The organism is Mesorhizobium sp. LSJC269B00, from assembly GCF_000502815.1.
Lineage (GTDB): Bacteria > Pseudomonadota > Alphaproteobacteria > Rhizobiales > Rhizobiaceae > Mesorhizobium.
Window position 1 is genome coordinate 85,568 of the sequence record NZ_AYVN01000006.1, and the last position, 26,536, is coordinate 112,103.

General features: G+C 62.6%; 29 protein-coding genes. 19 read left to right on the plus strand and 10 right to left on the minus strand.

From position 1 onward, the window contains the following. Positions 1 to 9: 9 nt before the first annotated feature. The 4 genes from X771_RS147515 to X771_RS147500 all read right to left on the minus strand — a co-directional run bounded on the left by X771_RS147515 (position 10) and on the right by X771_RS147500 (position 3,454). A complete protein-coding gene (locus X771_RS147515; RefSeq protein ID WP_023688720.1) occupies positions 10 to 1,521 on the minus strand; it encodes a type II and III secretion system protein family protein in 1,512 nt (503 codons plus the stop codon). Next, positions 1,518 to 2,330, minus strand: a complete 813-nt coding sequence (gene cpaB / locus X771_RS147510) for a Flp pilus assembly protein CpaB (protein ID WP_023688721.1) — start codon at positions 2,328 to 2,330, stop codon at positions 1,518 to 1,520. Before cpaB ends, X771_RS147515 begins: the two co-directional genes overlap by 4 nt. Positions 2,331 to 2,535: 205 nt before the next feature. After that, a complete protein-coding gene (locus tag X771_RS147505) occupies positions 2,536 to 3,054 on the minus strand; it encodes a prepilin peptidase (RefSeq protein ID WP_023688722.1) in 519 nt (172 codons plus the stop codon). A 211-nt stretch (positions 3,055 to 3,265) separates the two neighbouring features. Further along, positions 3,266 to 3,454, minus strand: a complete 189-nt coding sequence (locus X771_RS147500; protein WP_023688723.1) for a Flp family type IVb pilin — start codon at positions 3,452 to 3,454, stop codon at positions 3,266 to 3,268. A 347-nt stretch (positions 3,455 to 3,801) separates the two neighbouring features. Here X771_RS147500 and X771_RS147495 point away from each other — a divergent pair, with 347 nt between their 5' ends. The 3 genes from X771_RS147495 (at position 3,802) to X771_RS147485 (ending at position 5,661) form a co-directional block, all read left to right on the plus strand. After that, positions 3,802 to 4,224 carry a pilus assembly protein N-terminal domain-containing protein gene (locus X771_RS147495; RefSeq protein WP_023681988.1) on the plus strand — a complete coding sequence of 141 codons (423 nt, stop codon included), beginning with the start codon at positions 3,802 to 3,804 and terminating at the stop codon, positions 4,222 to 4,224. 153 nt (positions 4,225 to 4,377) lie between these two features. Further along, entirely contained in the window at positions 4,378 to 4,995 is a 618-nt protein-coding gene (locus tag X771_RS147490) for a TadE/TadG family type IV pilus assembly protein (RefSeq protein WP_050587454.1), read from the plus strand. A 30-nt stretch (positions 4,996 to 5,025) separates the two neighbouring features. After that, the gene (locus X771_RS147485; RefSeq protein WP_023688725.1) at positions 5,026 to 5,661 is read left to right on the plus strand and encodes a TadE/TadG family type IV pilus assembly protein; all 636 of its coding nucleotides are present in this window, start codon (positions 5,026 to 5,028) and stop codon (positions 5,659 to 5,661) included. A gap of 28 nt (positions 5,662 to 5,689) precedes the next feature. Here the strand turns inward: X771_RS147485 and X771_RS147480 are convergent, their stop codons facing one another. Continuing rightward, positions 5,690 to 6,643 carry a PhnD/SsuA/transferrin family substrate-binding protein gene (locus X771_RS147480; RefSeq protein WP_023669581.1) on the minus strand — a complete coding sequence of 318 codons (954 nt, stop codon included), beginning with the start codon at positions 6,641 to 6,643 and terminating at the stop codon, positions 5,690 to 5,692. A 175-nt stretch (positions 6,644 to 6,818) separates the two neighbouring features. On the opposite strand from X771_RS147480, the gene X771_RS147475 reads away from it, so the two are divergent. The 4 genes from X771_RS147475 (at position 6,819) to rpsT (ending at position 10,181) form a co-directional block, all read left to right on the plus strand. Beyond that, positions 6,819 to 8,057, plus strand: coding sequence for a phosphopentomutase (locus X771_RS147475; RefSeq protein ID WP_023681992.1), 1,239 nt, complete (start codon positions 6,819 to 6,821; stop codon positions 8,055 to 8,057). After that, on the plus strand, positions 8,050 to 8,940 hold the full coding sequence (gene mutM / locus X771_RS147470; RefSeq protein WP_023688726.1) for a bifunctional DNA-formamidopyrimidine glycosylase/DNA-(apurinic or apyrimidinic site) lyase: 891 nt from the start codon (positions 8,050 to 8,052) through the stop codon (positions 8,938 to 8,940). Before X771_RS147475 ends, mutM begins: the two co-directional genes overlap by 8 nt. 41 nt (positions 8,941 to 8,981) lie before the next feature. Further along, complete coding sequence (locus X771_RS147465; protein ID WP_023688727.1) at positions 8,982 to 9,755, plus strand: enoyl-CoA hydratase; 774 nt, start codon at positions 8,982 to 8,984, stop codon at positions 9,753 to 9,755. 159 nt (positions 9,756 to 9,914) lie between these two features. Further along, positions 9,915 to 10,181, plus strand: a complete 267-nt coding sequence (rpsT, locus tag X771_RS147460; RefSeq protein ID WP_023681995.1) for a 30S ribosomal protein S20 — start codon at positions 9,915 to 9,917, stop codon at positions 10,179 to 10,181. 26 nt (positions 10,182 to 10,207) lie between these two features. On the opposite strand, the gene X771_RS1000000168190 is transcribed toward rpsT, so the two are convergent. Then, the gene (locus tag X771_RS1000000168190; protein ID WP_156936005.1) at positions 10,208 to 10,423 is read right to left on the minus strand and encodes a hypothetical protein; all 216 of its coding nucleotides are present in this window, start codon (positions 10,421 to 10,423) and stop codon (positions 10,208 to 10,210) included. A 605-nt stretch (positions 10,424 to 11,028) separates the two neighbouring features. Between X771_RS1000000168190 and dnaA the strand changes: the two genes are divergently transcribed. The 7 genes from dnaA to X771_RS147425 all read left to right on the plus strand — a co-directional run bounded on the left by dnaA (position 11,029) and on the right by X771_RS147425 (position 18,117). Further along, positions 11,029 to 12,573, plus strand: a complete 1,545-nt coding sequence (gene dnaA, locus X771_RS147455) for a chromosomal replication initiator protein DnaA (RefSeq protein ID WP_031195619.1) — start codon at positions 11,029 to 11,031, stop codon at positions 12,571 to 12,573. A gap of 277 nt (positions 12,574 to 12,850) precedes the next feature. Then, positions 12,851 to 13,969, plus strand: a complete 1,119-nt coding sequence (dnaN, locus tag X771_RS147450) for a DNA polymerase III subunit beta (RefSeq protein WP_023669575.1) — start codon at positions 12,851 to 12,853, stop codon at positions 13,967 to 13,969. 62 nt (positions 13,970 to 14,031) lie between these two features. After that, positions 14,032 to 15,177, plus strand: coding sequence for a DNA replication/repair protein RecF (gene recF / locus X771_RS147445; RefSeq protein WP_023688728.1), 1,146 nt, complete (start codon positions 14,032 to 14,034; stop codon positions 15,175 to 15,177). Between the two features lie 31 nt (positions 15,178 to 15,208). Further along, positions 15,209 to 15,964 carry a molybdopterin-synthase adenylyltransferase MoeB gene (locus X771_RS147440; protein ID WP_023681998.1) on the plus strand — a complete coding sequence of 252 codons (756 nt, stop codon included), beginning with the start codon at positions 15,209 to 15,211 and terminating at the stop codon, positions 15,962 to 15,964. A gap of 4 nt (positions 15,965 to 15,968) precedes the next feature. Then, on the plus strand, positions 15,969 to 16,457 hold the full coding sequence (locus X771_RS147435) for a GNAT family N-acetyltransferase (RefSeq protein ID WP_023688729.1): 489 nt from the start codon (positions 15,969 to 15,971) through the stop codon (positions 16,455 to 16,457). Continuing rightward, positions 16,454 to 17,707 carry an aconitase X catalytic domain-containing protein gene (locus X771_RS147430; protein WP_023688730.1) on the plus strand — a complete coding sequence of 418 codons (1,254 nt, stop codon included), beginning with the start codon at positions 16,454 to 16,456 and terminating at the stop codon, positions 17,705 to 17,707. Before X771_RS147435 ends, X771_RS147430 begins: the two co-directional genes overlap by 4 nt. Beyond that, positions 17,704 to 18,117 carry a DUF126 domain-containing protein gene (locus X771_RS147425; RefSeq protein WP_023688731.1) on the plus strand — a complete coding sequence of 138 codons (414 nt, stop codon included), beginning with the start codon at positions 17,704 to 17,706 and terminating at the stop codon, positions 18,115 to 18,117. Before X771_RS147430 ends, X771_RS147425 begins: the two co-directional genes overlap by 4 nt. A 12-nt stretch (positions 18,118 to 18,129) precedes the next feature. Here X771_RS147425 and X771_RS147420 read toward each other — a convergent pair whose 3' ends face one another. Continuing rightward, positions 18,130 to 19,131 (minus strand): D-glycerate dehydrogenase, encoded by a 1,002-nt coding sequence (locus X771_RS147420; RefSeq protein WP_023688732.1) that lies wholly within the window; start codon positions 19,129 to 19,131, stop codon positions 18,130 to 18,132. A gap of 157 nt (positions 19,132 to 19,288) precedes the next feature. On the opposite strand from X771_RS147420, the gene X771_RS147415 reads away from it, so the two are divergent. Beyond that, a complete protein-coding gene (locus X771_RS147415) occupies positions 19,289 to 19,846 on the plus strand; it encodes an SH3 domain-containing protein (RefSeq protein WP_023669569.1) in 558 nt (185 codons plus the stop codon). Positions 19,847 to 19,859: 13 nt separating this feature from the next. On the opposite strand, the gene X771_RS147410 is transcribed toward X771_RS147415, so the two are convergent. Together X771_RS147410 and irrA are read right to left on the minus strand one after the other, a co-directional pair. Continuing rightward, complete coding sequence (locus X771_RS147410) at positions 19,860 to 20,219, minus strand: DUF4260 domain-containing protein (RefSeq protein WP_023688733.1); 360 nt, start codon at positions 20,217 to 20,219, stop codon at positions 19,860 to 19,862. Positions 20,220 to 20,229: 10 nt separating this feature from the next. Continuing rightward, positions 20,230 to 20,661 (minus strand): iron response transcriptional regulator IrrA, encoded by a 432-nt coding sequence (gene irrA, locus X771_RS147405; protein ID WP_023688734.1) that lies wholly within the window; start codon positions 20,659 to 20,661, stop codon positions 20,230 to 20,232. Between the two features lie 344 nt (positions 20,662 to 21,005). Here irrA and fabA point away from each other — a divergent pair, with 344 nt between their 5' ends. The 4 genes from fabA to X771_RS147385 all read left to right on the plus strand — a co-directional run bounded on the left by fabA (position 21,006) and on the right by X771_RS147385 (position 25,447). Then, positions 21,006 to 21,521, plus strand: coding sequence for a 3-hydroxyacyl-[acyl-carrier-protein] dehydratase FabA (gene fabA / locus X771_RS147400; RefSeq protein ID WP_023669566.1), 516 nt, complete (start codon positions 21,006 to 21,008; stop codon positions 21,519 to 21,521). 122 nt (positions 21,522 to 21,643) lie between these two features. After that, a complete protein-coding gene (gene fabB, locus X771_RS147395; protein ID WP_023688735.1) occupies positions 21,644 to 22,864 on the plus strand; it encodes a beta-ketoacyl-ACP synthase I in 1,221 nt (406 codons plus the stop codon). 33 nt (positions 22,865 to 22,897) lie between these two features. Further along, positions 22,898 to 23,710: an enoyl-ACP reductase FabI gene (gene fabI / locus X771_RS147390; protein WP_023669564.1), complete on the plus strand. Its 813-nt coding sequence runs from the start codon at positions 22,898 to 22,900 to the stop codon at positions 23,708 to 23,710. A 183-nt stretch (positions 23,711 to 23,893) separates the two neighbouring features. Next, entirely contained in the window at positions 23,894 to 25,447 is a 1,554-nt protein-coding gene (locus X771_RS147385) for a bifunctional diguanylate cyclase/phosphodiesterase (RefSeq protein ID WP_023688736.1), read from the plus strand. Between the two features lie 16 nt (positions 25,448 to 25,463). On the opposite strand, the gene X771_RS147380 is transcribed toward X771_RS147385, so the two are convergent. Beyond that, positions 25,464 to 26,477 (minus strand): class I SAM-dependent methyltransferase, encoded by a 1,014-nt coding sequence (locus tag X771_RS147380; protein ID WP_023688737.1) that lies wholly within the window; start codon positions 26,475 to 26,477, stop codon positions 25,464 to 25,466. Positions 26,478 to 26,536: the final 59 nt, after the last annotated feature.

The window sequence follows — 26,536 nt, forward strand, 5'->3', positions numbered from 1 at the left end:
GCTCCCCGCTTACTTGTAGATGAAGCCGACAACGCCGTGGTAGCGGCCGTTGGGCTTGTCGGTCTGCATGGTGCCGTAGACGCGGTTGACGCGGCCAAGGAACATGGCCGGGCCATCGCCGGCGGCGTTGAAATTGTCGTCCGGCTTGGCCAGGTCGTTGCGCGCCACCGGCCGCGCCAGATAGGGCGTGATGATGATGACCAGCTCGCTTTCGTTGCGGACGAAATCGCGGCTGCGGAACAGCGTGCCGAGCACCGGGATTTTGGTCAGTCCGGGCAAGCCGTTTACGGCCTGCCTGACGTCGTCGCGGACGAGGCCGGCTATCATCATCGATCCACCCGAAGGCAGTTCCACGGTCGTGTCGGCCAAACGTTTACGCAGCGATATGATATTGGTGTCTCCGAAAGAGACCGCGCCTTCGGTGGTCGGTTCGGAAACCGACGTCCTGACCTTCAGGCTGATGCGACCGGGCGACAGCACTACAGGCTGAAATTCCAGGCCGATGCCGTATTCGATTTTCTGAGCCGTCCAAACCCTGTCGGCATTCTGATTGGCGTCCGACTTGGCGTTTGTAACGGCGCTGACCATATTGTACTCGCCGCCGACCCTGAAGGTCGCCTTCTCGCCGGAGACGGCCGTCAAAGTAGGCTCGGCCAGCGTTTTCATGACGCCGGACTGCTCCATCGCAGTGATGTAGCCCTGCAGAGCCGAGGTGGCGAAATTGACCCCCGAACTCGACAACGGCTTGCCTAGGCCGGGGAAGGTGTCACTGGTCGCATTGAAGCTGATGCCGTTGGAGCTGCCTTTGCCAACCATGTTGACGGCGAGCTGCTTCATCACCGAGCGGCTGACTTCGGCCACGGTCACTTTCAGCGTCACCTGGTCGTCGCCGATGATCTGCAGCAGGTTGACGATCTTCGACACCCGGCGTGCGGAATCCGGATTGTCGATGTCGACGCCGCCATTGGCGGAACCGCCGGCCGCAGTCTGCGAATACTGGCCGGTTGTCGCTTCACCGCCGGACACGAAGATGGTTGCCAGGTCGACGGCGCGCTTGGCGTCGAGCGGCGTGTCCACCGTCCCGGTCAGGACGACGTTGTCGTTCAGCAACTCGACCTTGATCTCGGCATTCGGAAGGAAGCGCTTGAGGTAGTCTTCCAATCCGGCGACGTCGCGTTCAACGGCCAGATCCAGGCTGGCAATCTGCTCGCCATTGGGACCGAAGACGAAGATGTTGGTTTCGCCCACCGACTTGCCGAACAGATAGATCCGCCTTGCCGTACGGGTCACGGCATCGGCGACCGCGGGGTTGGCGACCAGGATGTCGTAGGCGTCGCTCGGCAGGTCGATGACCACCGATTTGTTGAGGCCAAGCTTGACACGTTGCGTAGCCGTCGAGGCCGTGACCCCGACGCTCTTTGCGGCGGCCTTGGCGTCGACGAGGCCACTTGCATGGGCTCCGAGAAAAAGCAGGCCGATGGCCGCAGCCATGGTGACCGGCAGTCTAGCGACTAACCTCATTTCCTTGCCCCTACTTCGGAAACTTCGCCCGATTTGATCAACCGCACCGTTCCGCGCCGCCCATTGCCGGAAACGAGGTAGTCGGCTTCATCGGTACCCTTTTCCTTGTTGTCGGTGATCGAGCGCAGCGCCAGCGTCAGGCGATCGGCCATCTGCTGGGCGACGGTGATGATCTCGGCCTGCTGCGGCGTCAGCTCCAGCGTCGCCGTCTGTCCGACCCTGGTCTTCTTGCCTTCCTCGTCCTCCTGGATGGTCTGATCGATCGCCAGGACGCGGATGTTCTTGAGGATGGTCTCGGTGGTGAATCCGCTACCGGCGTTGCCGGTGTCGGATCTGCGGGTCATGATGACGTCGACAAAATCGTTAGGCAGGATAAAGCCGCCTGCCGACGTGTCGGCCGAGATCGCGGTGGCGACGGCACGCATGCCGGTGGGCAGGATCGAAGACATGAAGCTCTGCCCCTCGCCGATCAGCTTGGAGCGCCGCAGCGGCTCACCGGTGTACATCGCCATGCGGGCGACGGAGCCCTTCAGCTTCTCCCGCGCTTCGGGTTCGGCGGCACGGGTGATGAAATTCGCATTGATGCCATCGGACGGCCAGGACTCCCAGCTGAGATTGTTCTCAAGCGGGCTTCCCATCGGCACGTCGCCGGAAAGCACGAGCACATCCTGCAAGGCGATGGCCGGCGCCTGCGGGGCATCGACGACGACCTGCTGGGGCGGGACCGCCACCATATTCTTGGCAACATAACCTGCACCACCCGCCGCGGCCACCGCCACGCCCAGAATGATCAGTCGGGATGCTGGCATCTGTCCGAACCCTCGCCTTTAGGCAACCACCTAGCCAGGCCGGACTTTGCAGCGGCAATCGTCAAAACAAGGTTAATACAATGCTTACGATCGTGATTAATTCAAGGTTTACATAATCACACGACCATGCTCCGACAAATGAAAAAGGCGGCCAAGCCGCCTCTTTTCAGGATCGATGCCGGAAGGGCAGAGGAGGTTCGCTACATCAGGTCGCCAACCTTGCCAATGCCCATTCCATCAAGGGCGAATCCGGATAGGTCAGCAGCCCGCCAATGCCGAGTGCGATGCCATAGGGAACGCCATTCATCTCGTCGGCGAAATGGCGCAGGACCGGATTGTGACTGGTGTAGGTCGCCAGCGGCGATTTCCGATAGAGGAGAATGGCGAGCGTCAGCAGGCCACCGATGAACGTCGAAGCCACGAGGTAATTGACAAGGTGAATGTTGAGCCCCATCCAGATGGACGTGGCTGCCAAAAGCTTGGCATCGCCGCCGCCCATGCCGCCGAGCGCAAACAGACCGAAAGTCACGGCCAGCACCAGGCCGCCGGCGGCGAAATGCCAGCCATAAGTTGCCCAGTCCATACCCGTCAGTGGCGCAACCACGGCAAAGACGGCCACAAGCAGCACCGGCACCCGATTGGAGATTGTCATCGACAGCGCGTCGGAGATCGCCGCAAAAAGCATGCAAAACGGAAAGACAACGAAGATCAGTGCGTTGAGCATCGGTCTCTCATGGTTGGAAAGGCAACGATGGCTGCAGGTTAGGCGGCTTGGGTTAAGGATTGGTGAGTTCTGCTCATCCGGGTCAAATCCCGAGAAATGTCAGCGCGCTAAGCGGCGCAGCAAGACCAAAGCCAAACGATCTTCAAAAGACAAAAGGGCCGCCAGCGAGGCGGCCCTTCCAGTCTACCCGTCGAAACAGGATGCTAGATCATTACTTACAAGCAGCGTTCGTCGGATCCTTCACGCAATCCGCGATGGTCGTGAACTTGGCGTTCAGGGCATTGCCGAGCTGACCAGCGCCAACCATGATGGCAAGCGCGATGAGAGCGGCGATCAGACCGTATTCGATAGCGGTCGCGCCGGATTCGTCCTTCGCGAAACGTGCGATGAGATTAGACATTCGAGAGCTCCTACTCCACGTGTTACAGCACTTCCGTCAACTTCTGTGGTGGTTGATCGGATGCTGCCAATCTACGGAGAAGCTCTTTCAATCGGCTTAATAAACAGCCTTACCGATTCCTTTCCCGCTTCGAACAGCTTGCGTGGTTAACCGTAAACTAAACGCTGGACAGTAGCTCGCCTGCCCGTGAAGAGCTGTAATTTCACGGCTATCGGCAGGATGCATTGTTACATTAGCTGGCAGCAGGATTGGTGCGAATACCCCGGCGCCGGTCAAGGGTTTAACCGTTGGTTCACCAATCTCCTTCATGTTTCTTTGAACAAGTTTTGCCGCTGTGGAGCGCCTTGATGACTGCCATGAAATCGTCATTCCTGCTTGTCGCGCTTCTCGCCGTCCCGGCTTTTGTGCTGCCGGCCAAGGCCGGAGCCGGCATCGAAGTGACGATGAATCAGGCCAAGATCGTCAAACTGACACGCCCCGCCGACACCATAGTCGTCGGCAATCCGGCGATTGCCGACGCCTCCGTCCAGGATGCATCGACGATCGTACTGACTGGCAAGGGGTTCGGCGTCACCAATCTGGTTGTCCTCGACCACGATGGCAGCCCGATCGTCGACGAGCAGGTGACCGTGGTGCGCCAGGACGCGTCGTCGGTGCGTATCTACAGGCGCGCCTCGGTACAGACCATGTCCTGCACGCCCTATTGCGAAAGCTCGTACAAGAGCGACTCGGAAAAGTCGTCCGAAGCCGAGATGAGCGCTGGGCAGTAAGCGCCTCAGTTGGCTCGATTGTCTCGGGAAAGCCGCGTCGGTTAGCGGCCGGTTAATGTCGCCTGGTCGAATTTAACGGTCATTCAAACCGGAGCTAAATGGGTTCTTGATAGTGGTGCTGACGGTACCGCATCAGGATCGCAGGAACGGGATATGGGCGACGTTTTGGACGAGGATTCAGAACGCGAGATCTGCAAGGCCAAGGCAGGGCGCGTGACGTTTGCCCCTCATTTCCTTCGTGATCGGCGCGGCAGCACGGCGATAGAATTCGCGATGCTTGCGCTACCGTTTGCGGCTCTCGTCTTCGCCATCCTCGAGAGCTGCGTTTCATTTGCCGGACAGGAGGTGATGGCCAACATCACCGATGATATCGCCCGTCAGTTGCGTACTGGCCAGTTGAGGCAAGCGGATGTGACGGAAGAGAAGCTGAAGGGCTTGGTCTGCGCCAGACTCGAGATCATTGTCGCGAAGGGTTGCCCCGGTTTGCTGGTGGATCTGCGCCCGTTCAAGACCTTTGCCGGGGCAGCCAGTGCGGGTTTCACGATTTCCGGCTCGACCATCACGCTGACGGGCAAGGATCCGGATACAGGCAAGGACCCGGCTTTCGGGACCCCTACAATAGGTCCGGCAGAATCAAAGAACATGCTGCGGGTCTTTTACCCTTGGCCGGTCATGACCGATTTCATGGCTCAATACATGTCGAATATGGATGGCGGCAAGACTCTGCATTACGCGACGACAACGTGGCAAAACGAGCCATTCGACAACTGAAATTGCACGTGTAAGCAAAAGGAAAAGTGCATGTTTCGTGCGGGGGCACATCCGGGGATGTCGGTTAGCTGGAAGAGAGCGGAGCGGTTTTTTTCCGATCGGCGCGGCATAGCGGCCGTCGAGTTTGCCCTCATCGTGCCTGTCTTGCTGATCATGTATTTCATTACGATGGAGGCCTCGCAAGCCATCGAGGCCAGCAAGAAGGTCAGCCGCATCAGCTCCATGGTTGCCGACCTCGTCACGCAGCAAACGTCGGTGGTCAACGCAGATCTCACCGACATCATGAAGATCGGCAACTCCAGCCTTCAGCCTTACAACCGCTCGGTCGCCAATATCTCCATTACGGCAATCGACATCAGAACCGACCCGAACAATCCGATACCGCAAGCAAAGGTGGCGTGGTCCTGGAGCGTGCTGGATGGGAAGACTGGCCGCGACTCCAACCCGACAACTTCCACCACCGTTCCGGCGACGCTCAATGTTGCGGGGACTTTCCTCATTCGTGTCAAAACCACTCTAGCATACCAACCGATCATCTCCTGGTCGGAAGGCTCCGAAAAGCCGCTCGGATTTATCTCGGCCTTCAACGAAGGCAAGATAACGATGAGCGAAACCTACTATCTCAGGCCGCGCCGGACCACGTCGATCCCCTGCAGCGATTGCTGAAGCAGCTCTGGCCCATCCGACCCCGGCTTTATTGCGCGCCGCTGTCGGTGCTGCCCGACACCAGGCGCACGATGGAATCGGCCATCGCATAGTCACTCGCAGCGGCGAGCGTGAACCCTCCCGAATGTTTCGATTCCACGAAATCGTAGACTTCCGGCGACTGCGATCTGAGATTGGTGAGGAAGACGGTCAGTCGGCGTTTGGCTTCGGGGTCGAGATCGCTGCGGACGGCGTGAGGGCCGTATCTGAGCACGCCGGAGGTCCAGATGATCTGGAGCGCGGCTTCTGGAATGCCCGCCGCCTCCAGTCGCGCCGCCGTGCCGTCCGGATCAGCCGGCTGATCGCCAGCAATCGCCGTCCGGTTTTCCGCCGTGGCCCGCTCCCAGCCGAACAAGGCATCGGCCTGGCCATCGACCAGCATCGCTTCTGCGGCGGCAGCCGAGCCGGCATGAGCGAGGAATGGCGCATCCTGGCTGATCTTGATGCCGTCGGCCGCCAGCCCGGCGAGCGGTAGAAGCGAACCGCCGACATTGTCGGAAGGCGCCATGGCGATGCGGTGCGTTTCCAGGGCCGCGAGATCGGAAAGCCTGCCGTCGCGCGTCAAAAGCACGGAGCGGATGCCCGTGGCACCGTCGGCATCGACCGGCGCCACAAGAGGTTCGACGCAGCCGCAGCGCTCCGAGGCGGTGGCGTAGGCGGTCGCCGAATAGACCGCGTACTGAATCCGGCCATTGGCCTGTGCCTCTATCAGCGCCGCATAGTCATGCGCGACGACGAATTCCACCTTCATGCCGAGCGCCCTGCCGTAGGCGTCAGTCAGCATGGCCAGACCCGGAACCGTGTTGCCGGCGCCCGGCTCGGCAACGATGCCGATCCGAAACGTGCCGATCTGGTCGCGCCAGTCGGCGTGCGCGGCGAGCTGCGAGGCCAGCAGCGCTACAGTGGTCGCCAGTGCACTCCAACCCAGGTCAGCCCGTCTCATCGATCCATGCCCCGCACGCCGTTCCTTGAAGCGCATCGCATGTCTCAAGGATGCGTACAGCGCGCCTGCCCGACTTCGCGACCATCGCGTCAGGCCGTTGCCGCCTGGTTTACGATTTGCCAATGCCGCGACGGGACCTTATGTCTGGTCAACCAGACTGGCAATGACGGCACCGATGGCACGCGCTTTCCTCTTCGTTCTCGATTCTTTCGGCATTGGCGGCGCCGCCGATGCCGAACCCTATGGCGACGCCGGCTCGAACACATTCGGACATATCGCGCTGGCCTGCGCGGAAGCCCGCGCCGATCGCGAGGGCCTGCGCGAGGGACCGCTGAAGGTGCCCACCATGGTTTCGCTCGGTCTCGGCCGCGCAGCAGAAACCGCAACCGGCTTCCAATTCGACAGCAAAGCCGCTGTTTCAGCCTCCGCTTTCCACGGCGCCGCGCAGGAGATTTCGAGCGGCAAGGATACGCCGTCGGGTCACTGGGAAATCGCCGGGCTGCCCGTGCGGTTCGACTGGGGCTATTTCCCCGATAAGGTGCCCACCTTCCCTGCCGAACTGACCGAAGCGATGATCCGCGAGGGTAAGGTGCCGGGCATTCTCGGCAACTGCCATGCGCCCGGCACGGAGATCATCGAGCGCTTCGGCGAGGAGCATATCCGCACTGGCCAGCCGATCTGCTACACCTCGGTCGATTCCGTCCTGCAGATAGCAGCGCACGAAGTTCATTTCGGCCTGGAGCGGCTCTACGAGTTCTGCAAGACGGTACGCCGGCTGGTCGATCCGCTGAAGATCGGACGGGTGATCGCACGGCCTTTCCTGGGCGAAACATCGGCCACCTTCGAGCGCACCTACAACCGCCATGACTACGCCGTGCCGCCGCCTGAGCCGACGCTGCTCGACCGCTTGACCGGGCGCGGCAGCCGGGTGATCGCGGTCGGCAAGATCGGCGACATCTTCGCCCATCGCGGTATCTCGGAAGTACGCAAGGCGCCCGGCAACATGGCAATGTTCGACAAGGCGCTGGGTGCGATGGACGATGCCGGCGACGGCGACCTGGTGTTCGCCAATTTCGTCGACTTCGACACCGATTTCGGCCATCGCCGCGACGTCGCCGGCTATGCTGCAGCGCTCGAAGCCTTCGACCGCCGGCTGCCCGAGGCACTGGCAAAGCTGAAGCCGGGCGATCTGCTCATCCTCACCGCCGACCATGGCAACGATCCGACATGGCGAGGCACCGACCACACGCGCGAACGCGTCCCGGTCATCGGCACCGCACCGGGTCTCACGGGCGGCGACATCGGGCTCAGGACCACCTTCGCCGATATCGGCGAGACGGTCGCCGAACACCTCAAGCTGGCGCGCGGCCGCCACGGCGCTTCCTTCCATGCGGCGATAGGCGGCCATGCCTGAACTGCCCGAGGTCGAAACCGTCCGGCGCGGCCTGCAGCCGGTTCTGGAATGCGCGCGGATCGTGCGCGTCGAGGCGCGCCGGCCCGATCTCCGATTTCCGTTTCCGGCGAGATTTGCGCAGCGGCTGACCGGCAAGACCGTCATCGCGCTTGGCCGCCGCGCCAAATATCTCACCATACACCTGGACGATGGCCCGGTGCTGATCTGCCATCTCGGCATGTCGGGCTCGTTCCGCATCGAGGCCGCTGATGACAAAGAGACGCCCGGCACGTTCCATCAAGAGCGCTCGAAGAATGCCAAGCACGACCATGTGGTGTTCCATGTCGTGTCGCCTGTCGGCGTCCAGTCTCGCGTGGTCTTCAACGACCCGCGTCGCTTCGGCTTCATGCTGTTTGCGGAAGGTCTGGCCGAGGCGCATCCGATGCTGGCGGGACTGGGCGTCGAGCCGACCGGCAATGCGCTGGAAGGCGCCCTGCTCGCCTCTCTGATGAAGGGCCGCAGATCGCCGTTGAAGGCGGCGCTGCTCGACCAGAAGCTGATTGCCGGGCTCGGCAATATCTATGTGTCGGAAGCGCTGTGGCGCGCCGGCCTGTCGCCATTGCGCGAGGCAGGCACCATCGCCGGGACCGGCAAGAAGGCCAAGGAACAGAGCGAACGACTGGCCGGGGCAATCCGTTCGGTGATCGCCGATGCGATCGCCGCCGGTGGGTCTTCGCTGCGCGACTATGTGCACACAGACGGGTCGCTGGGCTATTTCCAGCATTCCTTCGCGGTCTACGATCGCGAAGGCGAGCCCTGTCCGACGCCCGGCTGTCGCGGCCACATCAAGCGCATCGTGCAAAGCGGCCGCTCGACCTTTTATTGCCGGACCTGTCAGCGGTAAGCTAGACAGGTCCTTCAGTGCCGCAATCAGGAGGCCAGCCCATGAGCTATGAAACCATCATCGTCGAGACGCGCGGCAAGGTCGGCCTGATCACGCTGAACCGGCCCAAGGCCCTCAACGCGCTGAACGCGCAGGTGCTGGCGGATTTGCTGACGGCGGCAAAGGGGTTCGACGCCGATCCCGGCATCGGCGCCATGGTCATCACCGGTTCCGAGAAGGCTTTTGCGGCGGGCGCCGACATCAAGGAAATGCAGGCCGTCACCTACGCCGAGGCCTATGTGCAGGATTTCTTCGTCGGCTGGGAAGAGTTTACCCGCACGCGCAAGCCGATGATCGCCGCTGTCGCGGGCTATGCGCTGGGCGGCGGCTGCGAGCTGGCGATGATGTGCGATTTCATCATTGCCGCCGACACGGCCAAGTTCGGCCAACCCGAAATCACGCTTGGCGTCATTCCCGGCATGGGCGGCTCGCAGCGGCTCACCCGCTTCGTCGGCAAGTCGAAGGCCATGGACATGTGCCTGACCGGGCGGATGATGGATGCCGCCGAGGCCGAGCGTAGCGGCCTGGCGTCGCGCGTCGTGCCGGCCGGCGAGTTGATTGAGGAGGCGATGAAGGCCGCGGCCAGGATATCAGAGTTTTCGCTGCCATCGGTGATGATGGCCAAGGAGGCAGTCAACCGCGCCTACGAGACGACGCTGGCGGAGGGAATGCGCTTCGAACGCCGGCTGTTCCACTCGCTGTTTGCGCTCGACGACCAGAAGGAAGGGATGGCCGCCTTTGCCGAGAAGCGGAAGCCGAATTTCACCAATCGCTAGAGTGGCGGCGGCGAGGACCAAAAAGAAGCCAAAGCGGCGTTGACGCGCCGGAAAAGCTGAACTATAAGCCGCTCCAACCGAGGCGGCCGTTGGCTGCCCGTTTGTTTTTTGCGCCCTGCGGCATCCCGCATGCGCCCACCAGATCAGAAGAGAGGCATCATGGCCAATACCTCCTCGGCCAAAAAGGCAACGCGCAAGATCGCCCGCCGCGCAGCGATCAACAAGAACCGCCGCTCGCGCGTGCGTACCTATGTCCGCCAGGTCGAAGAGGCACTGGCTGCCGGCGACAAGGCAGCCGCGCTGGAAGCCTTCAAGACCGCAGAGCCGGAATTGATGCGCGCCGCGACCAAGGGCGTGATCCATAAGAATACGGCATCGCGCAAGGTGTCGCGTCTGGCTCACCGCCTCAAGGTGCTGTCGGCCTGATTGACCGTTCCTGAACTGTCGTTCTTTCAAACCCGGCCAATCGCGCCGGGTTTTTTCGTTTGCCGGCAAGCACTTAAAAAGAACGGCCGCAAAGCACGCCCGAGCCGCATTCCAGAGTCCGGATTGCTTTGCCGGCACATACACTCCCACTGATATTCCAATCCGCCGAAACGGCCCACGCCAATAAATTTGGCTGTCACAAATTGCTGATATTTTTCAACGACTTGCTGGAAGTGATCCACAGCTTGTTCACATCGCCTGTGGGCGATAGGCAGCAAGTTGGTGTCAAGCGAATTATTTCAGAAAATTTCAAACCGCACAGCCATTTTCATATTCGCGGCAAAAGGGTTTGAATCCCAATGGCTTTGTCAAAATATGCGCTTCCAGCACGGAGCCCGAACCGTTGTTCACTAACCAGATTCCTTAAAAATCCGTTAGAGGTGGCCTTGCCCTATCCACAGCGATTTCGGTAATGTCGGTCTATCGAAAGGGACGGGCCATTAGCCCTTAACCCAGCCTGAATCGGCCAGCTAACAGTGGCAGAATTCATGACGTGGATCAATTCCGCGCACGGGTATGGCTTGCCTTTTCGATACGATAGGGGACTGGCGTAATTGTACATGGCAGCTTGATGGCGCACCGGCGTTTTCGCCGGGTAGCACCGCTTTGCCCGAACATGTCAGACGGACTGGCTTTAAGCAGCCGGGACCCATCCCATTCTGACGAGGCAACGTCATCCGCCGGCGGCGGCGGTGGTGTTGTAGCGAAGATACGGTCGCCGGAAACATGGGTGCAGGAGGCGCACTCCCGGCGGAAAAAAGGTACAAAGGAAAAGGGACGCACAATCATGCAGAGCGGCATCGAGCGGGAGCTTACGGGCGACCTGCCATTTCCCGGAACATTGGTCGGAGCGCACGATATGGCGGCTTCCAGCGACGCGGAACAGAAGTTCGACCGGGTCAAGGCCCAGTTGAAGGCGCGCCTGGGAACCGAGGTCTATTCGAGCTGGTTCGGCCGTATGAAGGTGGCTGAGGCTTCCCGGGGCATTGTACGCATCTCGGTGCCCACGGCCTTCCTGCGCTCGTGGATCAATGGCCATTATCTCGATCTCATCGCCGATCTGTGGAAGCACGAGGATCCCGAAATCCTCAAGATCGAGATGGTCGTGCGCACCGCGACCCGTCCTGCCCGCAATGGCGTCGAACCCGAGGCCGTGCCGGCGCGCAAGATGACCAAGCATACGCAGACCGCATTGGCGGCCGGCACGGTCGGCCCCGGCAGGGTGGAGCGGGCGCCCGCCCCTCGTCCCGGCACGCCGATCGAGAGCGAATTCCGGCACAATGTGCTGGGGTCGCCGCTCGACCCGCGCTACACGTTCGGCTCCTTCATCGAAGGCCCGTCGAACCGGGTGGCTTTCGCCGCAGCCAAAGCCGTGGCGGAATCGCAGTCGAGCGCGGTGCGCTTCAACCCGCTGTTCCTTCATGCGACCGTCGGGCTCGGCAAGACGCACCTTTTGCAGGCGATTGCGGCCGAATCCCTGAAACAGAACCCGAAATCGCGCGTCGTCTATCTGACGGCCGAATATTTCATGTGGCGCTTCGCCACCGCGATCCGCGACAACAATGCGCTGACGCTGAAGGAACAGCTGCGCGACATCGACCTCTTGATCATCGACGACATGCAGTTCCTGCAGGGCAAGTCGATCCAGCACGAATTCTGCCATCTCATCAACATGCTGCTCGACAGCGCCAAGCAAGTGGTGGTTGCCGCTGACAGGCCGCCGTCGGAACTGGAATCGCTGGAACCGCGGGTGCGCTCGCGCCTCAATGGCGGTGTCGCGCTGGAAATGTCGGCGCCGGACTTCGCCATGCGCATAGGCATGCTCAAACTTCGGCTTGCCACCGCCAAGGTTGACGATGCATCGCTCAATATTTCGGAGGAGATCCTCAACCATGTCGCCCGCACGGTGACCGGCAGCGGTCGTGAGCTGGAGGGCGCGTTCAACCAACTGCTGTTTCGTCAGTCGTTCGAGCCGGCGATCACCATCGACCGCATCGACGAGATCCTGGGGCACATCTATCGCTCTGGCGAGCCGAAGCGGGTGCGCATCGAGGACATCCAGCGCATCGTGGCGCGCCACTACAATGTGTCGAAGACCGAGTTGCTGTCCAACCGGCGCACGCGCACCATCGTGAAGCCCAGGCAGGTCGCCATGTACCTGTCGAAGGTATTGACGCCGCGCTCGCTGCCGGAGATCGGCCGGCGGTTCGGCGGGCGCGACCACACCACGGTGCTGCATGCGGTGCGCAAGATCGAGGACCTTTCCGGCGTCGACAACACGCTGGCGCAGGAACTGGAACTGTTGCGCAGGCTGATCAACGACCAAGCCTGATCGGCGCGGCAAACGGTCGTCGCGCTTTAAATTTTCTTGTTTTGATGCATGTCGTTGTCCCAAAACCGCTGCGCAGTTTTCGGCGACATGCATCGGTTGCCGGCCAACGTCCGCTTTATCCCCAGAAAGCCCGCTTAACCGGCGCGAACCGGTGGCCCGGACTTGCGTTTGCTGGCTTTTTCCTGTCAGTTTGCATAGATTCTGAGCCTGTTCAGACCTTTCGCGGGGCGCCGCCCACTGGTGACCCGTCCATTCATTCAAGCGAGCCTGTTTCGTCATGCGTGTTATCCTGGAACGGTCCAATCTCCTGAAGTCGCTCAACCACGTTCATCGCGTGGTCGAGCGGCGCAATACCATACCGATCCTGTCGAACGTGCTGCTCAGCGCCGAGGGCGCCAGCCTTGAAATGAAAGCCACCGACCTCGACCTCGAAGTGACCGAAGCGACGCCGGCAAAGGTCGAGCGCGGCGGGGCGACGACGGTTCCGGCGCACCTGCTCTACGACATCGTGCGCAAGCTGGCCGACGGCGCCGAAGTGATGCTGAAGACCGACGAGGACGGCAACGCCATGACGGTAACGTCGGGCCGCTCGAGCTTTCGCCTGCAATGCCTGCCGCAGTCCGATTTCCCGGAGCTTTCGGCGGGATCCTTCTCACACATCTTCCGGCTCGATTCCGTCGCCCTGAGAGGCCTTATCGAAAAGACCCAGTTCGCCATCTCCACCGAAGAGACGCGCTACTATCTCAACGGCATCTACCTGCACACGCATGAAACTGGCGGCAAGCTGAAGCTGCGTTCGGTGGCGACCGACGGCCACCGCCTGGCGCGCGCCGAGATCGACGCTCCGGCCGGGTCCGAAGGCATGCCGGGCATCATCATTCCGCGCAAGACGGTCAGCGAATTGCAGAAGCTGGTCGACGATCCCGATGTCGCGGTGACCACCGAATTGTCCGACACCAAGATCCGCTTCACCATCGGCAGCGTGGTTCTGACCTCGAAGCTGATCGACGGCACTTTCCCGGACTACCAGCGCGTCATTCCGACCGGCAACGACAAGAAGCTGATCATCGACCGCCAGAGCTTCGCCGCCGCCGTCGATCGCGTCTCGACCATTTCCTCCGAGCGCGGCCGCGCGGTGAAGCTTTCGATCACCGAAGGCCAGGTGACGCTTGCCGTCAACAATCCGGATTCGGGCAGCGCCACCGAGGAACTGGCCGCTGATTACTCCTCAGACCCGATCGAGATCGGCTTCAACGCCAAATATCTGCTCGACGTCGCTGCTCAACTGACCGGCACGGAAGCCAAGTTCATGCTGGCCGATGCCGGTTCGCCGACGCTGATCCACGACATGGCCGATGAGACCGCGCTCTACGTGCTGATGCCGATGCGGGTGTAGCAGCCGCACTGCGGCACACTGCAGCATAATTGATTGCGGCGACTTCTACAGGCGGATAGCGGTTGCCGGAACAAAGTCACATAAGGAAGCTAACACTTACGAATTTCCGCAACTATGCGGCGCTGTCGATCGGCTTTTCCCCCGGCCCTGTGGTGTTTTCCGGCGACAATGGCGCCGGCAAGACCAATCTTCTGGAAGCCATCTCCCTGCTGACGCCGGGCCGCGGCCTGCGCCGTGCGCCCTATGTCGACGTGGCCCGCGAAGGCGGCGATGGCGGCTTTGCGCTCCACGCAAGGCTCGACGGGCCGGAGGGACAGGTCGAGATCGGCACCGGCATCACCGGGGGTGAAGCGGCCGGCGAGGGCGGTCGCAAGGTGCGCATCAATGGCGCGCCGGCACGGTCGGCAGACGCCATGCTGGAATGGCTGCGCGTCGTCTGGCTGACGCCGGCCATGGACGGCCTGTTCCCCGGACCTGCCGCCGACCGGCGGCGCTTTCTCGACCGGCTGGTTTTGGCTGTCGATCCCGGCCACGGCCAGCGTGCGCTCGATTACGAGAAGGCGATGCGCGGACGTAACCGCTTGCTTACGGAAGGCTCGCGCGATGGCGCCTGGTTCGACGCCATCGAGATGCAGATGGCCGAAACCGGCGTGGCGATCGCGGCTGCGCGCGCCGAACTGGTACGCCTGCTTACCGCCATGATCGACAGGCTGCCTTCCAGCGGGCCGTTTCCGCAGGCCGACATCAGCCTCTCCGGCGACCTTGAAAGCGACGTCGCCACAGCACCCGCCGTGGACGTCGAGGAACGCTATCGCGCCGCCCTTGCCGACGGCCGCGAGCGCGACCGCGCCGCCGGACGCACGTTCGATGGCCCGCACCGTTCGGATCTGCTGGTGCGCCACCGCCCCAAGGCGATGCCGGCCGCACTCTGCTCGACCGGAGAGCAGAAGGCGCTGCTGGTCGGCATCGTGTTGTCGCACGCAAGGCTGACCGGCGAGATGTCGGGGATGACGCCGATCCTGTTGCTCGACGAGATTGCCGCGCATCTCGATGCCGGCCGGCGCGCCGCGCTGTTCTCGATCCTGGAAGAGCTGAGCTGCCAGGCCTTCATGACCGGAACCGACGCCGCGCTGTTTTCCAGCCTGAGGGGACGCGCGCAGTTCCTCACCGTCGACCACGGCACGGTTGGGCCAACCGAAGAGACCTGACAAGCTTTTTGCTCCGCTATATGGTCCGGCAATGACCCCTGCCGCCCTCACCGACGAAGAGCTCGAACGCTATGCCCGCCACATCGTGCTGCCCGAGATCGGCGGCGCCGGCCAGCAGAGGCTGAAGCGGGCGCGGGTACTGGTGATCGGCGCCGGCGGCCTCGGCGCGCCGGTGCTGGAATATCTCGCTGCCGCCGGCGTCGGCACGCTTGGAATCGTCGACGACGATATTGTCTCGCTGTCCAATCTGCAGCGGCAAGTGATCCACGCCACCCATACGGTCGGCACGGCGAAGACCGAGAGCGCCAAAGCAGCGATCGCCCGGATCAATCCCCATGTCGCGGTGGAATTGCACGATTTCAGGCTGACGGCCGACAATGCTGCCGTTCTCGTCGCGCGCTACGACGTGGTCGTCGACGGCTCCGACAATTTCGAGACGCGCTATGTGGTGGCGGATGCCTGCGCGGCGGAAAAGCGGCCGCTCGTGCATGCCGCCGTCGGCCGCTTCGACGGCTCGGTGACGGTGTTGATGCCGTTCGGGACCGGCGCCGACGGCAGACCGAACCCTGGATATCGCGACCTCTTTCCTGAAGCGCCGCCGGAAGGACTGGTGCCGTCCTGCGCGGTGGCCGGGGTCGTCGGTGCGCTGACCGGCGTCATCGGCACCTTGCAGGCAATGGAAGCCATCAAGCTGATCACCGGTATCGGCGAACCACTGGTCGGCCGGCTGCTGCTCTACGATGCGCTGTCGGCGCGCTTCGACACGATCCGCTACAAGAGAAGCTGACCGCATGGATCAGCCTGCCAGTGTTTTGGTCACGCAGTTCGCCCCCGGCTTCGACCGCTGGGACGAACTGCTCAGCCTGATCATGCGCGCCTTTGCACCGATGGACGGCGTCATCGACCCGCCCTCCTCTGCGCATCTGCTGTGCGTCGAAAGCCTGAGGGACAAGGCTGGGCGGGAAACGGTGTTCGTGGCTCTGCAGGGCGGCCAGATCGCAGGCTGCGTTTTTGCGCTGGAGAGACCCGATGATTTCTACATCGGCAAGCTCGCCGTCGAACCTGAGCTTCAAGGGCAAGGCATCGGCAGGCGGCTGATGCAGGCTGTCGAATTTCTCGCCCGCAGCCGGAACAAACCGGCCATCGAACTGCAGACGCGAATCGAACTGACCGTAAATCATGCAACCTTTGCCGGTCTCGGCTTTCGCGAGACTGAACGCACCGCGCATGACGGCTATGACCGGCCGACCTCGATCACCTTGCGCAAGGAGTTGGCGTGAGCCTTGCACTCAGCTCACAGGAGCAGACAGTCGCCTCCGGCCATGACGGGGCGGCGATGGCGATGCGCATCGTTGCCGAAAGCGCTGCGCTGCTCGGCGCGCCGCGACTGATCCCGATCGCCTCGACGCATATAGACGGCGCGCTCTATCACGGCGATTCCGGCACACTGTTTGCCGAAAGGCTGGTCGATAGCGGCGCCAGGGTCGCGGTGCGCTCGACGCTCAATGTCGGCGCGCTCGACCTGATGGGCTGCTCGCGCGTGCGCCTCGAAGAGCCGGCGCGCGGCATGGCGCGACGAATGATGGAGGCCTACCGCAAACTGGGCTGCGAGCAGAGCTGGACCTGCGCGCCCTATCAGGCCGGCCACAGGCCGGCGCTTGGCAGCGATGTCGCCTGGGGTGAATCCAACGCGGTGGTGTTCTGCAATTCGGTTCTGGGGGCACGCACCAACCGCTATGGCGACTTCCTCGACATCGCCTGCGCCATATCGGGCCGCGCGCCGGATTACGGCCTGCATCGCCCCGAGAACCGGCAGGCACGGCTGGTGTTCGATGTGTCCGGCCTCTCCGCCTCGTTCCTTGGATCCGAGATCGCCTGGCCGGTGCTGGGCAACCTCTACGGCCGTGAGGTCGGCAATGCGGTCGGCGTCGTCACCGGCATATCCAGCCATCCCGGCGAGGATGCGCTGAAGGCCTTCGGCGCGGCGGCGGCATCGTCGGGCGCCGTCGGCCTGTTCCACATTGCCGGCGTCACGCCCGAGGCGCCCGACGCCGAGACCATCCTGGTGGGCGGCAGGCCGGAAACGATGATCCGCGTAACGCCGGAGATGGCCATGAAGGCCCGCGCCGGCCTGTCCACCGCAGCCACGCAGACCGCCATCGATGCCGTGGCGATCGGCAGTCCGCACCTGTCCTTGGCCGAATTCGATGCACTTGAGCGGCTGATTGGCAGGCGGCGGCTCAGCGTGCCGATTTACGCCTGCACCGGCCGCCACGTGCTCACCGGGCTGGGGCAGAACGGCAAGCGCAAGATGCTCGAAGCCAGCGGCGTCATCATCGTCGCCGACACCTGCGTGGTGGTGACGCCGATCCTGCCGGATCTGGCCGGCGGCGTGCTGATGACCAATTCGGGAAAGTTCGCGCAATACGCGCCGGGCAATACCGGCTACGCCGTGCTTTACGGCTCGCTGGCCGACTGCGTCGAAAGCGCCGTCCTGGGTAAGCCGAGGTTTACGGATATCGCCGCATGAGCGCCGTCGCTGAAATCCTGGTGCCGGGCAGCGGAGGCGAAGGGCTGGCCTTGGTGCTGACGGCGCCGATCAGCTTCTGGGGCGGCGTCGATCCGAAGAGCGGCCGCATCGCCGATGTCCGTCACCCGCAGCATGGCGAAACCATTTCCGGGCGCGTGCTGTTCCTGCCCGGCACGATCGGCTCGTCCTCAGCGTCAGCCGTGCTGATGGAACTCGTCCACAATGGCCATGCGCCGACGGCACTCGTGCTGCACGAGCCGGACGCGATCCTGCTGCTTGGCTTGATTGTGGCCAGGGAAGTGGGCTGGCGGACGCCGGTAGCGCTCAGGCTCAGGCGCGACGCTTTTGAGGCCTATCGCGGCAAGCGTGTGAGTGTCGCGGCGGATGGGGCCCTCACAACCGCAGCCTGAACGCGGCCCGCTTCAAGTCCGTAGCGGCAGCACGCGGTCCGGCGGTCGGTGGCCGTCGAAGAAGGCGCGGATGTTGATGATCACCTTCTCGCCCATGTCGATGCGGCCCTCGATCGTCGCCGAACCCATATGCGGCAAAAGCACGACCTTGTTCTTGGCGGCAAGCTTCAGCAGTTTCGAGTTCAGCGCCGGTTCGTGCTCATAGACGTCGAGGCCGGCGCCGGCGATCTTGCCGTCCTGGATCAGCTTGACCAGCGCTTCCTCGTCGATAATGTCGCCGCGCGCGGTGTTGACCACATAGGCGGTGGGCTGAAGCAGAGCCAGGCGCCGCGCCGAAAGCAGATGAAAGGTCGCCGGCGTCGACGGGCAATTGACCGAGATGATGTCCATGCGGGCAAGCATCTGGTCGAGGCTTTCCCAATAGGTCGCCTCCAGCCCTTCCTCGACCGCCGGCAGCACGCGATGGCGGTTATGGTAGTGGATGGACAGGCCGAAAGCCTTTGCGCGCCTGGCAACAGCGGTGCCGATGCGGCCCATGCCGACAATGCCGAGGCGCTTGCCCCAGATGCGCCGGCCGAGCATCCAGGTCGGCGACCAACCGGCCCATTTCTTGTCGCTGGTCAGCACATTGGCGCCTTCGACCAGCCGCCGCGGGCCGGTCAGCATCAGCGCCATGGTCATGTCGGCCGTATCTTCGGTCAGCACGTTCGGCGTGTTGGTGACGGTGATGCCTTTCTTGGCCGCCGCCGCCACGTCGATCTTGTCGACGCCATTGCCGAAATTGGCGATCAGCTTGAGATTGTCGCCGGCCTGGGCAATCAGCGCCGCATCGATCTGGTCGGTGATGGTCGGCACCAGCACATCGGCTTCCTTGATCGCCGCGACCAGCTCCGGCTGCGTCATCGGGCGGTCCTCTACATTCAGCCTGGCGTCGAAGAGTTCGCGCATGCGGGTCTCGACCGGATCGGGCAGCTTGCGCGTGATGACGACGAGAGGCCGTTTTTTGCCTGCCATTGTTTCCTCGAACCCGATCTCGTTGAGACCTCTTTAACCAAGACAGGCGAAACTGAATACCGGTCGCGGTGCCTGCCACTCCTGTAACAAGCGGTGCCGCCGAAGACAAAGAAAAAGGGGCGCCCGGACCAAAGGGCACGCGCCGAAAGGAATGAAAGTGTCTGGTTTCGCGTCGCTTCGCCTGATCCTCAGCGCAGCGCTTCTCGGCGCTCTCCTGCATTCCCCGCAAGCCGCGGCGCAAGGTGCCGCCGCACCTGTGCAGACGGTCACGCTCGGGCCGAGCGGCCTGCCGCTGCCGCGTTTCGTCAGCCTGAAATCGGCTCGCGTCAACTCGCGCGTTGGCCCCGGCGCCAACTATTCCGTCGACTGGATGTACACAAAGGCCGGCCTGCCGATGGAAATCATCCAGGAATTCGATACCTGGCGGCGGGTGCGCGATGCCGATGGCTCGGAGGGTTGGATCAACCAGTCGCTGCTGTCGGGCCGCCGGACCGCGATCGTCGCCCCTTGGCAACGCACCAAAGGTGGCCGAATCAATCTGCTCGACGATGCCGATAAGGACGCCAGCGTCATCGCCATCATCGAGCCGGGCGTTACGGGCACGATCAAAACCTGCGATGGCCAGTGGTGCGAAATGACCTTCGACGGCCACACCGGCTGGATCGCCCAGTCGCAGGTGTGGGGCGCCTATCCCGGCGAGCACGTCAAGAATTGAGATTGCTGGAGGCCTAACGGCCGATACGGCCGAGATGGGTGTCCTGAAAACCGGCCGACAGTTTGAGACCGTAGCCGAGCGCGCGGTCGACGGCGATGTGGATGATCCAGATCAGACCAATCGCGGTCGCCGTCGAATTGGCCAGAACATATCCGGCGAGCGCCAGCAAAAGCGGGACGATCAATATGTGCAAGGCATTGTAAGCGACAGCGCCGATCCGTGCCCCGGCGAGATAGCCCAGCATCGACAGGTCTGGCGCCAGGATAAGCAGGGCGAACAGCCACCAGGAAACGCCTGACGCGGCATAGGCGACTATAGCCACGACCGCGACCGCAACCCATTCGAGCCGGATTGCAAAATCGACAGGTTTCACGGGTTGGGGCTTAAACGCTGCGTTTCGGGCGCAGCCTCACCACGATGTCGACATTGGCGATCTCCATGCCTGCGGGTGGCTCCGGCAGGTTGGAGACGGTCACCGGACCGCTTTCTATATCGAAGATCCTGTTTTCGCCTTCGATGTAAAAATGATGGTGATCGGAGGTGTTGGTGTCGAAATAGGTCTTGGACCCCTCGACCGCCAGGATGCGCAGCAGGCCGGCCTGGGTGAACTGGTGAAGCGCGTTGTAGACGGTGGCGAGCGAGACCGGCACGCCGGCGGCGACCGCCTCTTCATGCAGTTCCTCGGCCGAAAGGTGGCGGTCGCCCTTGGCAAACAGCAGATCGGCCAGCGCAATGCGTTGGCGTGTCGGCCTGAGGCCGGCTTCGCGAACCCGCTTGTCCACAGCGACATTTTCCTTCCGGCAGCCCAGATCCATCTATCCGTCCAAGCCCACAGTTCTGCCTCAAGACACGCCCAGAGTGGCGAAAAAACGTCATCAACCGAAACTGGATACCTCCCGACATATATTCTGTTGGCGGAATACGATCAATAGAGCGACGTGCGTCCAGTTGGACGCACTAAGTGCGCTCTATCGCTTTTTTGGCGTCGCATCGTGCTTTCCGGAATCGAGATCGATTTCGGGCCGATGCGAGAGCGCGCATTGACCCGGGCAGACGGGCGGGTTAAGCGCAAACGCCGGTTTCCGGACCGAAAGGGATTGTGTTAGGAAACCAACGACAAGGGCGCCCCACCGCCCGGGACATTATGGGGACGAGACATATGGCGGGTTCGAAATCCAGCTACGGTTATGAGGAATTGCTTGCCTGCGCCCGCGGCGAGCTGTTTGGGCCTGGCAACGCCCAGCTGCCCTATCCGCCGATGCTGATGTTCGACCGCATCACCGAGATCAGCGAGACCGGCGGCGCCCACGACAAGGGCTTCATCCGCGCCGAATTCGACATCAAGCCGGACCTGTGGTTTTTCGCCTGCCATTTCATCGGCAATCCGATCATGCCGGGGTGCCTGGGCCTCGACGCCATGTGGCAATTGACGGGTTTCTACCTCGGCTGGCTCGGCGAGCCGGGCAAGGGCATGGCGCTGTCGACCGGCGAAGTGAAGTTCAAGGGGATGGTGACGCCTTCGGTCAAGAAAGTGGAATACGGCATCGATTTCAAGCGCGTCATGCGCGGACGCCTGGTTCTCGGCATCGCCGATGGCTGGCTTAAAGCCGACGGCGAACCCATATACGCGGCGACAGACCTCAAAGTGGGGCTGTCCAAGCAATCGGCCGCCTGACCGGCGCCACTGCAGCAGGGCGTTCCCGGACGCGCAACGACGCTGCGGCATTTTGGTTTTGCGTATGATCGCCGGCGAAAACCGACTAGGGTTTCGGGATCATCCGCTGGAAGGAGTTGCGAATGAGAAGGGTCGTCGTCACAGGCCTCGGCATCGTATCGTCGATCGGCAACAACGCCAACGAGGTGCAATCCTCGCTCCACGATGCCAAATCAGGCATCAGCTTCTCCGATTCCTTCGCCGAACACGGCTTCCGCTGCCAGGTCTGGGGCGCGCCGACGCTCGACCCGACCCCTATGATCGACCGGCGCGCCATGCGCTTCCTGAGCCAGGGCGCGGCCTGGAACCATGTCGCGATGGACCAGGCGATCGCCGACGCCGGGCTTGGCGAAAGCGACATCACCAATGAGCGCACCGGCATCGTCATGGGCTCGGGCGGCCCCTCGACCCGCACCATCGTCGAGGCGGCCGAGACCACGCTCAAGAACAACAGCCCCAAGCGCATCGGTCCGTTCGCGGTGCCGAAGGCGATGTCGTCGACCGCGTCGGCGACGCTCGCCACCTGGTTCAAGATCCACGGCGTCAACTATTCGATCTCGTCGGCCTGCTCGACCTCGGCGCATTGCATCGGCAACGCCTACGAACTGATCCAGTGGGGCAAGCAGGATGTGATGTTTGCCGGCGGCCATGAAGACCTCGACTGGACGATGTCGGACCTGTTCGATGCCATGGGCGCGATGTCGTCGAAGTATAACGATCGTGCGCCGACAGCTTCCCGCGCGTATGACGCCAATCGCGATGGCTTCGTCATCGCGGGCGGCGCGGGCGTCCTCATCCTGGAGGAGCTCGAACACGCCAAGGCGCGCGGCGCCAAGATCTACGCTGAGATCGTCGGCTATGGCGCGACGTCGGACGGTTACGACATGGTGGCGCCGTCGGGCGAAGGCGCGGTGCGCTGCATGCGCCAGGCTCTGGCGACGGTGTCCACGCCGGTCGACTACATCAACACCCACGGCACCTCGACGCCGGTCGGCGATTCCCGGGAAATGGGCGCCATCCGAGAGGTGTTCGGCGACAAGATGCCGTTCATCACCTCGACCAAGTCGCTGACCGGCCATTCGCTGGGTGCCGCCGGCGTCCAGGAATCGATCTACTCGATCCTGATGATGCAAGGCGGCTTCATCGGCGAGAGCGCCCATATCGAAAACCTCGATCCCGAATTCGAGGGCATGCCGATCGTGCGCAAGCGCATCGACGACGCCAGGATCGACACGGTTTTGTCCAACTCGTTCGGCTTCGGTGGCACCAACGCAACGCTGATTTTCCAGCGCTATTCCGCATAAGGCCAGCGTTTTTTTGTAGGGGGATTGCCGGCCATGGACGGACTGATGAAGGGCAAGCGCGGGCTTGTCATGGGCGTCGCCAACGATCATTCGATCGCCTGGGGCATCGCCAGGAAATTGTCCGAACACGGAGCGGAGCTTGCCTTCACCTATCAGGGCGACGCATTCGGGCGCCGCGTCAAGCCGCTTGCCGAGAAGCTTGGGGCGTCTCTGGTGGTGCCGTGCGACGTCGAGGACAGCGCATCGGTCGCCGCCACCTTCGAGACGCTCGGCAAGGAATGGGGCGGGCTCGACTTCGTCGTCCACGCCATCGGCTTTTCCGACAAGAACGAGCTCAAGGGGCTCTACGCCGACACCAGCCGCGACAATTTCGTCCGCACCATGGTCATCTCCTGCTACTCCTTCACCGAGGTCGCCCGCCATGCCGCCCCGCTGATGAGCGAAGGCGGCGCGATGATCACGCTGACCTATGCCGGTTCTGTCCGCGTCATGCCGAACTACAACGTCATGGGCGTCGCCAAGGCCGGACTGGAAGCCAGCGTGCGCTATCTCGCCAACGACTATGGCCCGCGCGGCATCCGGGTGAACGGCATATCGGCGGGACCGGTGCGTACTTTGGCCGGCGCCGGAATCTCGGACGCCCGCCACATGTACTCCTACCAGCAGCGCAACTCGCCGCTGCGCCGCACGGTGACCATCGACGAGGTCGGCGGCTCGGCGCTCTATCTTTTGTCCGACCTCTCGTCAGGCGTCACCGGCGAAATCCATTATGTGGATTCCGGCTATCACATCGTGTCGATGCCAACCCTGGATGAGTTGAAGCAGACCGACAGCGTACGCGATTAATTCACCAGTAAAATTAGATGCATGGGCGGAAACTCATTTTAAGGAGATATCCGCTAGAAGTCCTATGGGCTTGGGCTCTGCGCGTTCTTGCTGGGCGCAAAGGATGCTTTAGCCTTTATGAATTTGCGCTTGATATTTCCCGAAGTCGAGTTGATTTCGGGATCATGCGACAGGGACTGAGCAATGCCTGCTGTCAGCAACCCGAAGCGAACACCTGTGTTCCGGCTGCTCACCGTCGCCAGTTCGGGCCTTGGCAGTTTCATCCTTGGGCTTTGGGGCCTCCGGCATGGTTTCGGGGACGGCTTTGCCGGCATGCAGGCGGAAACCATGATCGGCATCGCGTCGGCGCTATGCGCGCTGGCCGCCGCCGGTGCTGCCTTGTCCTTCTTCGCCGGCGTCGATGAATCGGTGGACTACGTTTTCAACGAAACCCATTTCGACAAGCTGACCGGGCTTTTTGCGCGGCCGGCGATGGTCGGCAGGATTGCCGACGCGGCGTCCGCGACGATCAGGACCGGTGAGCCGGTGTTCCTCATCGACATCGACATCGACCGCTTCAAGCAGATCAACGACGCCATCGGCTACAGCCATGGCGACGAACTGATCCGCGGCTTCACCAAGCGGTTGAAGGCCTGCATGCCCGAAGGCGCGGTGATGGGGCGCATCGGCGCCGGCGAGTTCGCTATCCTTGTCTGGGAACACCAACTCCAAAGGTCCATGGAAAGCACCGTCGAAACCATGATCGAGGAGATGCTGAAGCCGTACCAGCTCGATTCCCACCTGCAGTCGGTCGGCCTGTCGGTCGGCATCGTGGCGATGCCAAAGGACGGCGTCGATCCGGTCCTCATCCTGCGCCGCTCCAACCTGGCGCTGCAGAATGCCCGCGCCGGCGGCGTGGGCAACTGGTCGGTCTTCCATTCCGACATGGGCCAGGTCGCCGACTACCGCCACTGGATCGAATCCGAACTGCACATCGCCTTCGACCGTGGCGATTTCGACCTTCATTACCAGCCGCAGCTCGACCTGCCGACCGGCCGTGTCGTCGGCTACGAGGCGCTGATCCGCTGGAAGCACCCGGAACGCGGCATGATCCCGCCGATGGAATTCATTCCGATCGCCGAAGAGACCGGCATGATCCACCCGATCGGCAATTGGGTGCTGAACAAGGCCTGCAGCGATGCCCGTCATTTGCCCGAGGACTGCTTCGTTGCCGTCAACATCTCGCCGGTCCAGTTCAGGACCAAGGATTTCGTCGGTATCGTGCGCGACACGATGGCCAGCACCGGCATCAAGCCGTCGCGGCTGGAGCTCGAAGTGACCGAGACGGCGATGATGCAGGACCGCGACCGCGCCGCCATCATCCTGCAGCAGCTTGCCGACATGGGCATTTCGGTGGCCGTCGACGATTTCGGCACCGGCTATTCCAATCTCAGCTACCTGATCGACTTCGCCTTCGGCAAGCTGAAGATCGACCGCTCCTTCGTCAGCCGCATCGACACCGATTCCAATTCGGGCGCCGTCGTCTCTACCATCGTCGGCCTGTCGCGGGCGCTCGGCGTCGGCATCATCGCCGAAGGCGTCGAGACCGAGAACCAGGCGACGCTTTTGCGAGCAGCTGGTTGCGAGATGGTGCAGGGCTATCTGTTCGGCAGGCCGGCGCCGCTCAAGATCAAGCCTGGCGATATCAGACCGACCATTCCCGTCCACGAGCCGGCGCGCATCGTCAGCATGCATTGAGGCGACCGGCACCGTCCTATCGGCGCGCGGAGAAAACCTTGAACATGCCGTCGCGGGCGAGTTCGGCATGGCTGGAGAAGACAGCCTTCAGAACCGGTTCGTAAGGCAGCTGACGGTTCGCCACCATGAACAGCCGCCCGCCCGGTTTCAGCGCCTTGCCCGCCGCCTGGATCATGCCGGCGCCGATTTCCGGCTCGGCCGCCCGGCTGCGATGGAAGGGCGGGTTCATGACGATGGCATCATAGCGCCGCTCGACCGGCTCGCTCAGCAGATCGGTCCAGAAGAAGCCGGGCTCGAAGCCTGTCTGGCCGATATTGCCCTTGGCCGCCTCAAGCGCGTCGAAATCCGCTTCGTAAAGGTCGAGCCCCGTTATGCCGGATGAACGTGCCGCGACCTCGGCGGCGACATAGCCCCAGCCGGCGCAGAAATCAGCAATGTTGCCGCGCAGGTCTTTGGGCAGGTTGTCGACCAGAAGTTTCGAGCCGGCGTCGATGCGGTCGAAGGAGAACATGCCCGGCGCGGTGCGGAAGCGGTCCTCTACGACCAAGGCAGGATTGGCGACGCGCAGTTTTTCCGCAGGCGCCAGATCGACCGGACGGCGAAGCCAGAAGGCGATGCCGTGATATTTCGGCAGATGCCCTTCGATGGGGACAAGCTCGTCGATGCGCTTGCGCAGGCTGGCGATGCCTTCGTCCTTACCGCCGGCGACAATGATCAGACCGCCCGGCGTGACGCGTTCGATCGCCTCGGCAATACGCATCTCGTTTAGCCCACGATGGCGGCCGGCAAGCACGAGCGCTGCATCGAATGCATCGCCTTCCGCGCGGGGCGTTACCTTGTGACCGGCACGCTCCAGCGCTCGGAGATGCGGCCGGAAACCCTGTGCAAGATGGAGCTCTGCCTCGAAGCCTTCCGGCAAGCGGAAGCCGGGCTCCGCACCCAGGAACACCACACGCTCGCCCTTTTGCGGCAGAGGGAGCCCCTCGGCCTCGAAGGGATGGAACAGTGTCTTCAGCGGCTCAGCGGCCATTCTTCGATTCTCATGTCGTAGACGGGTATTAAACGAAAACGGGCGCGACATAAGCCGCG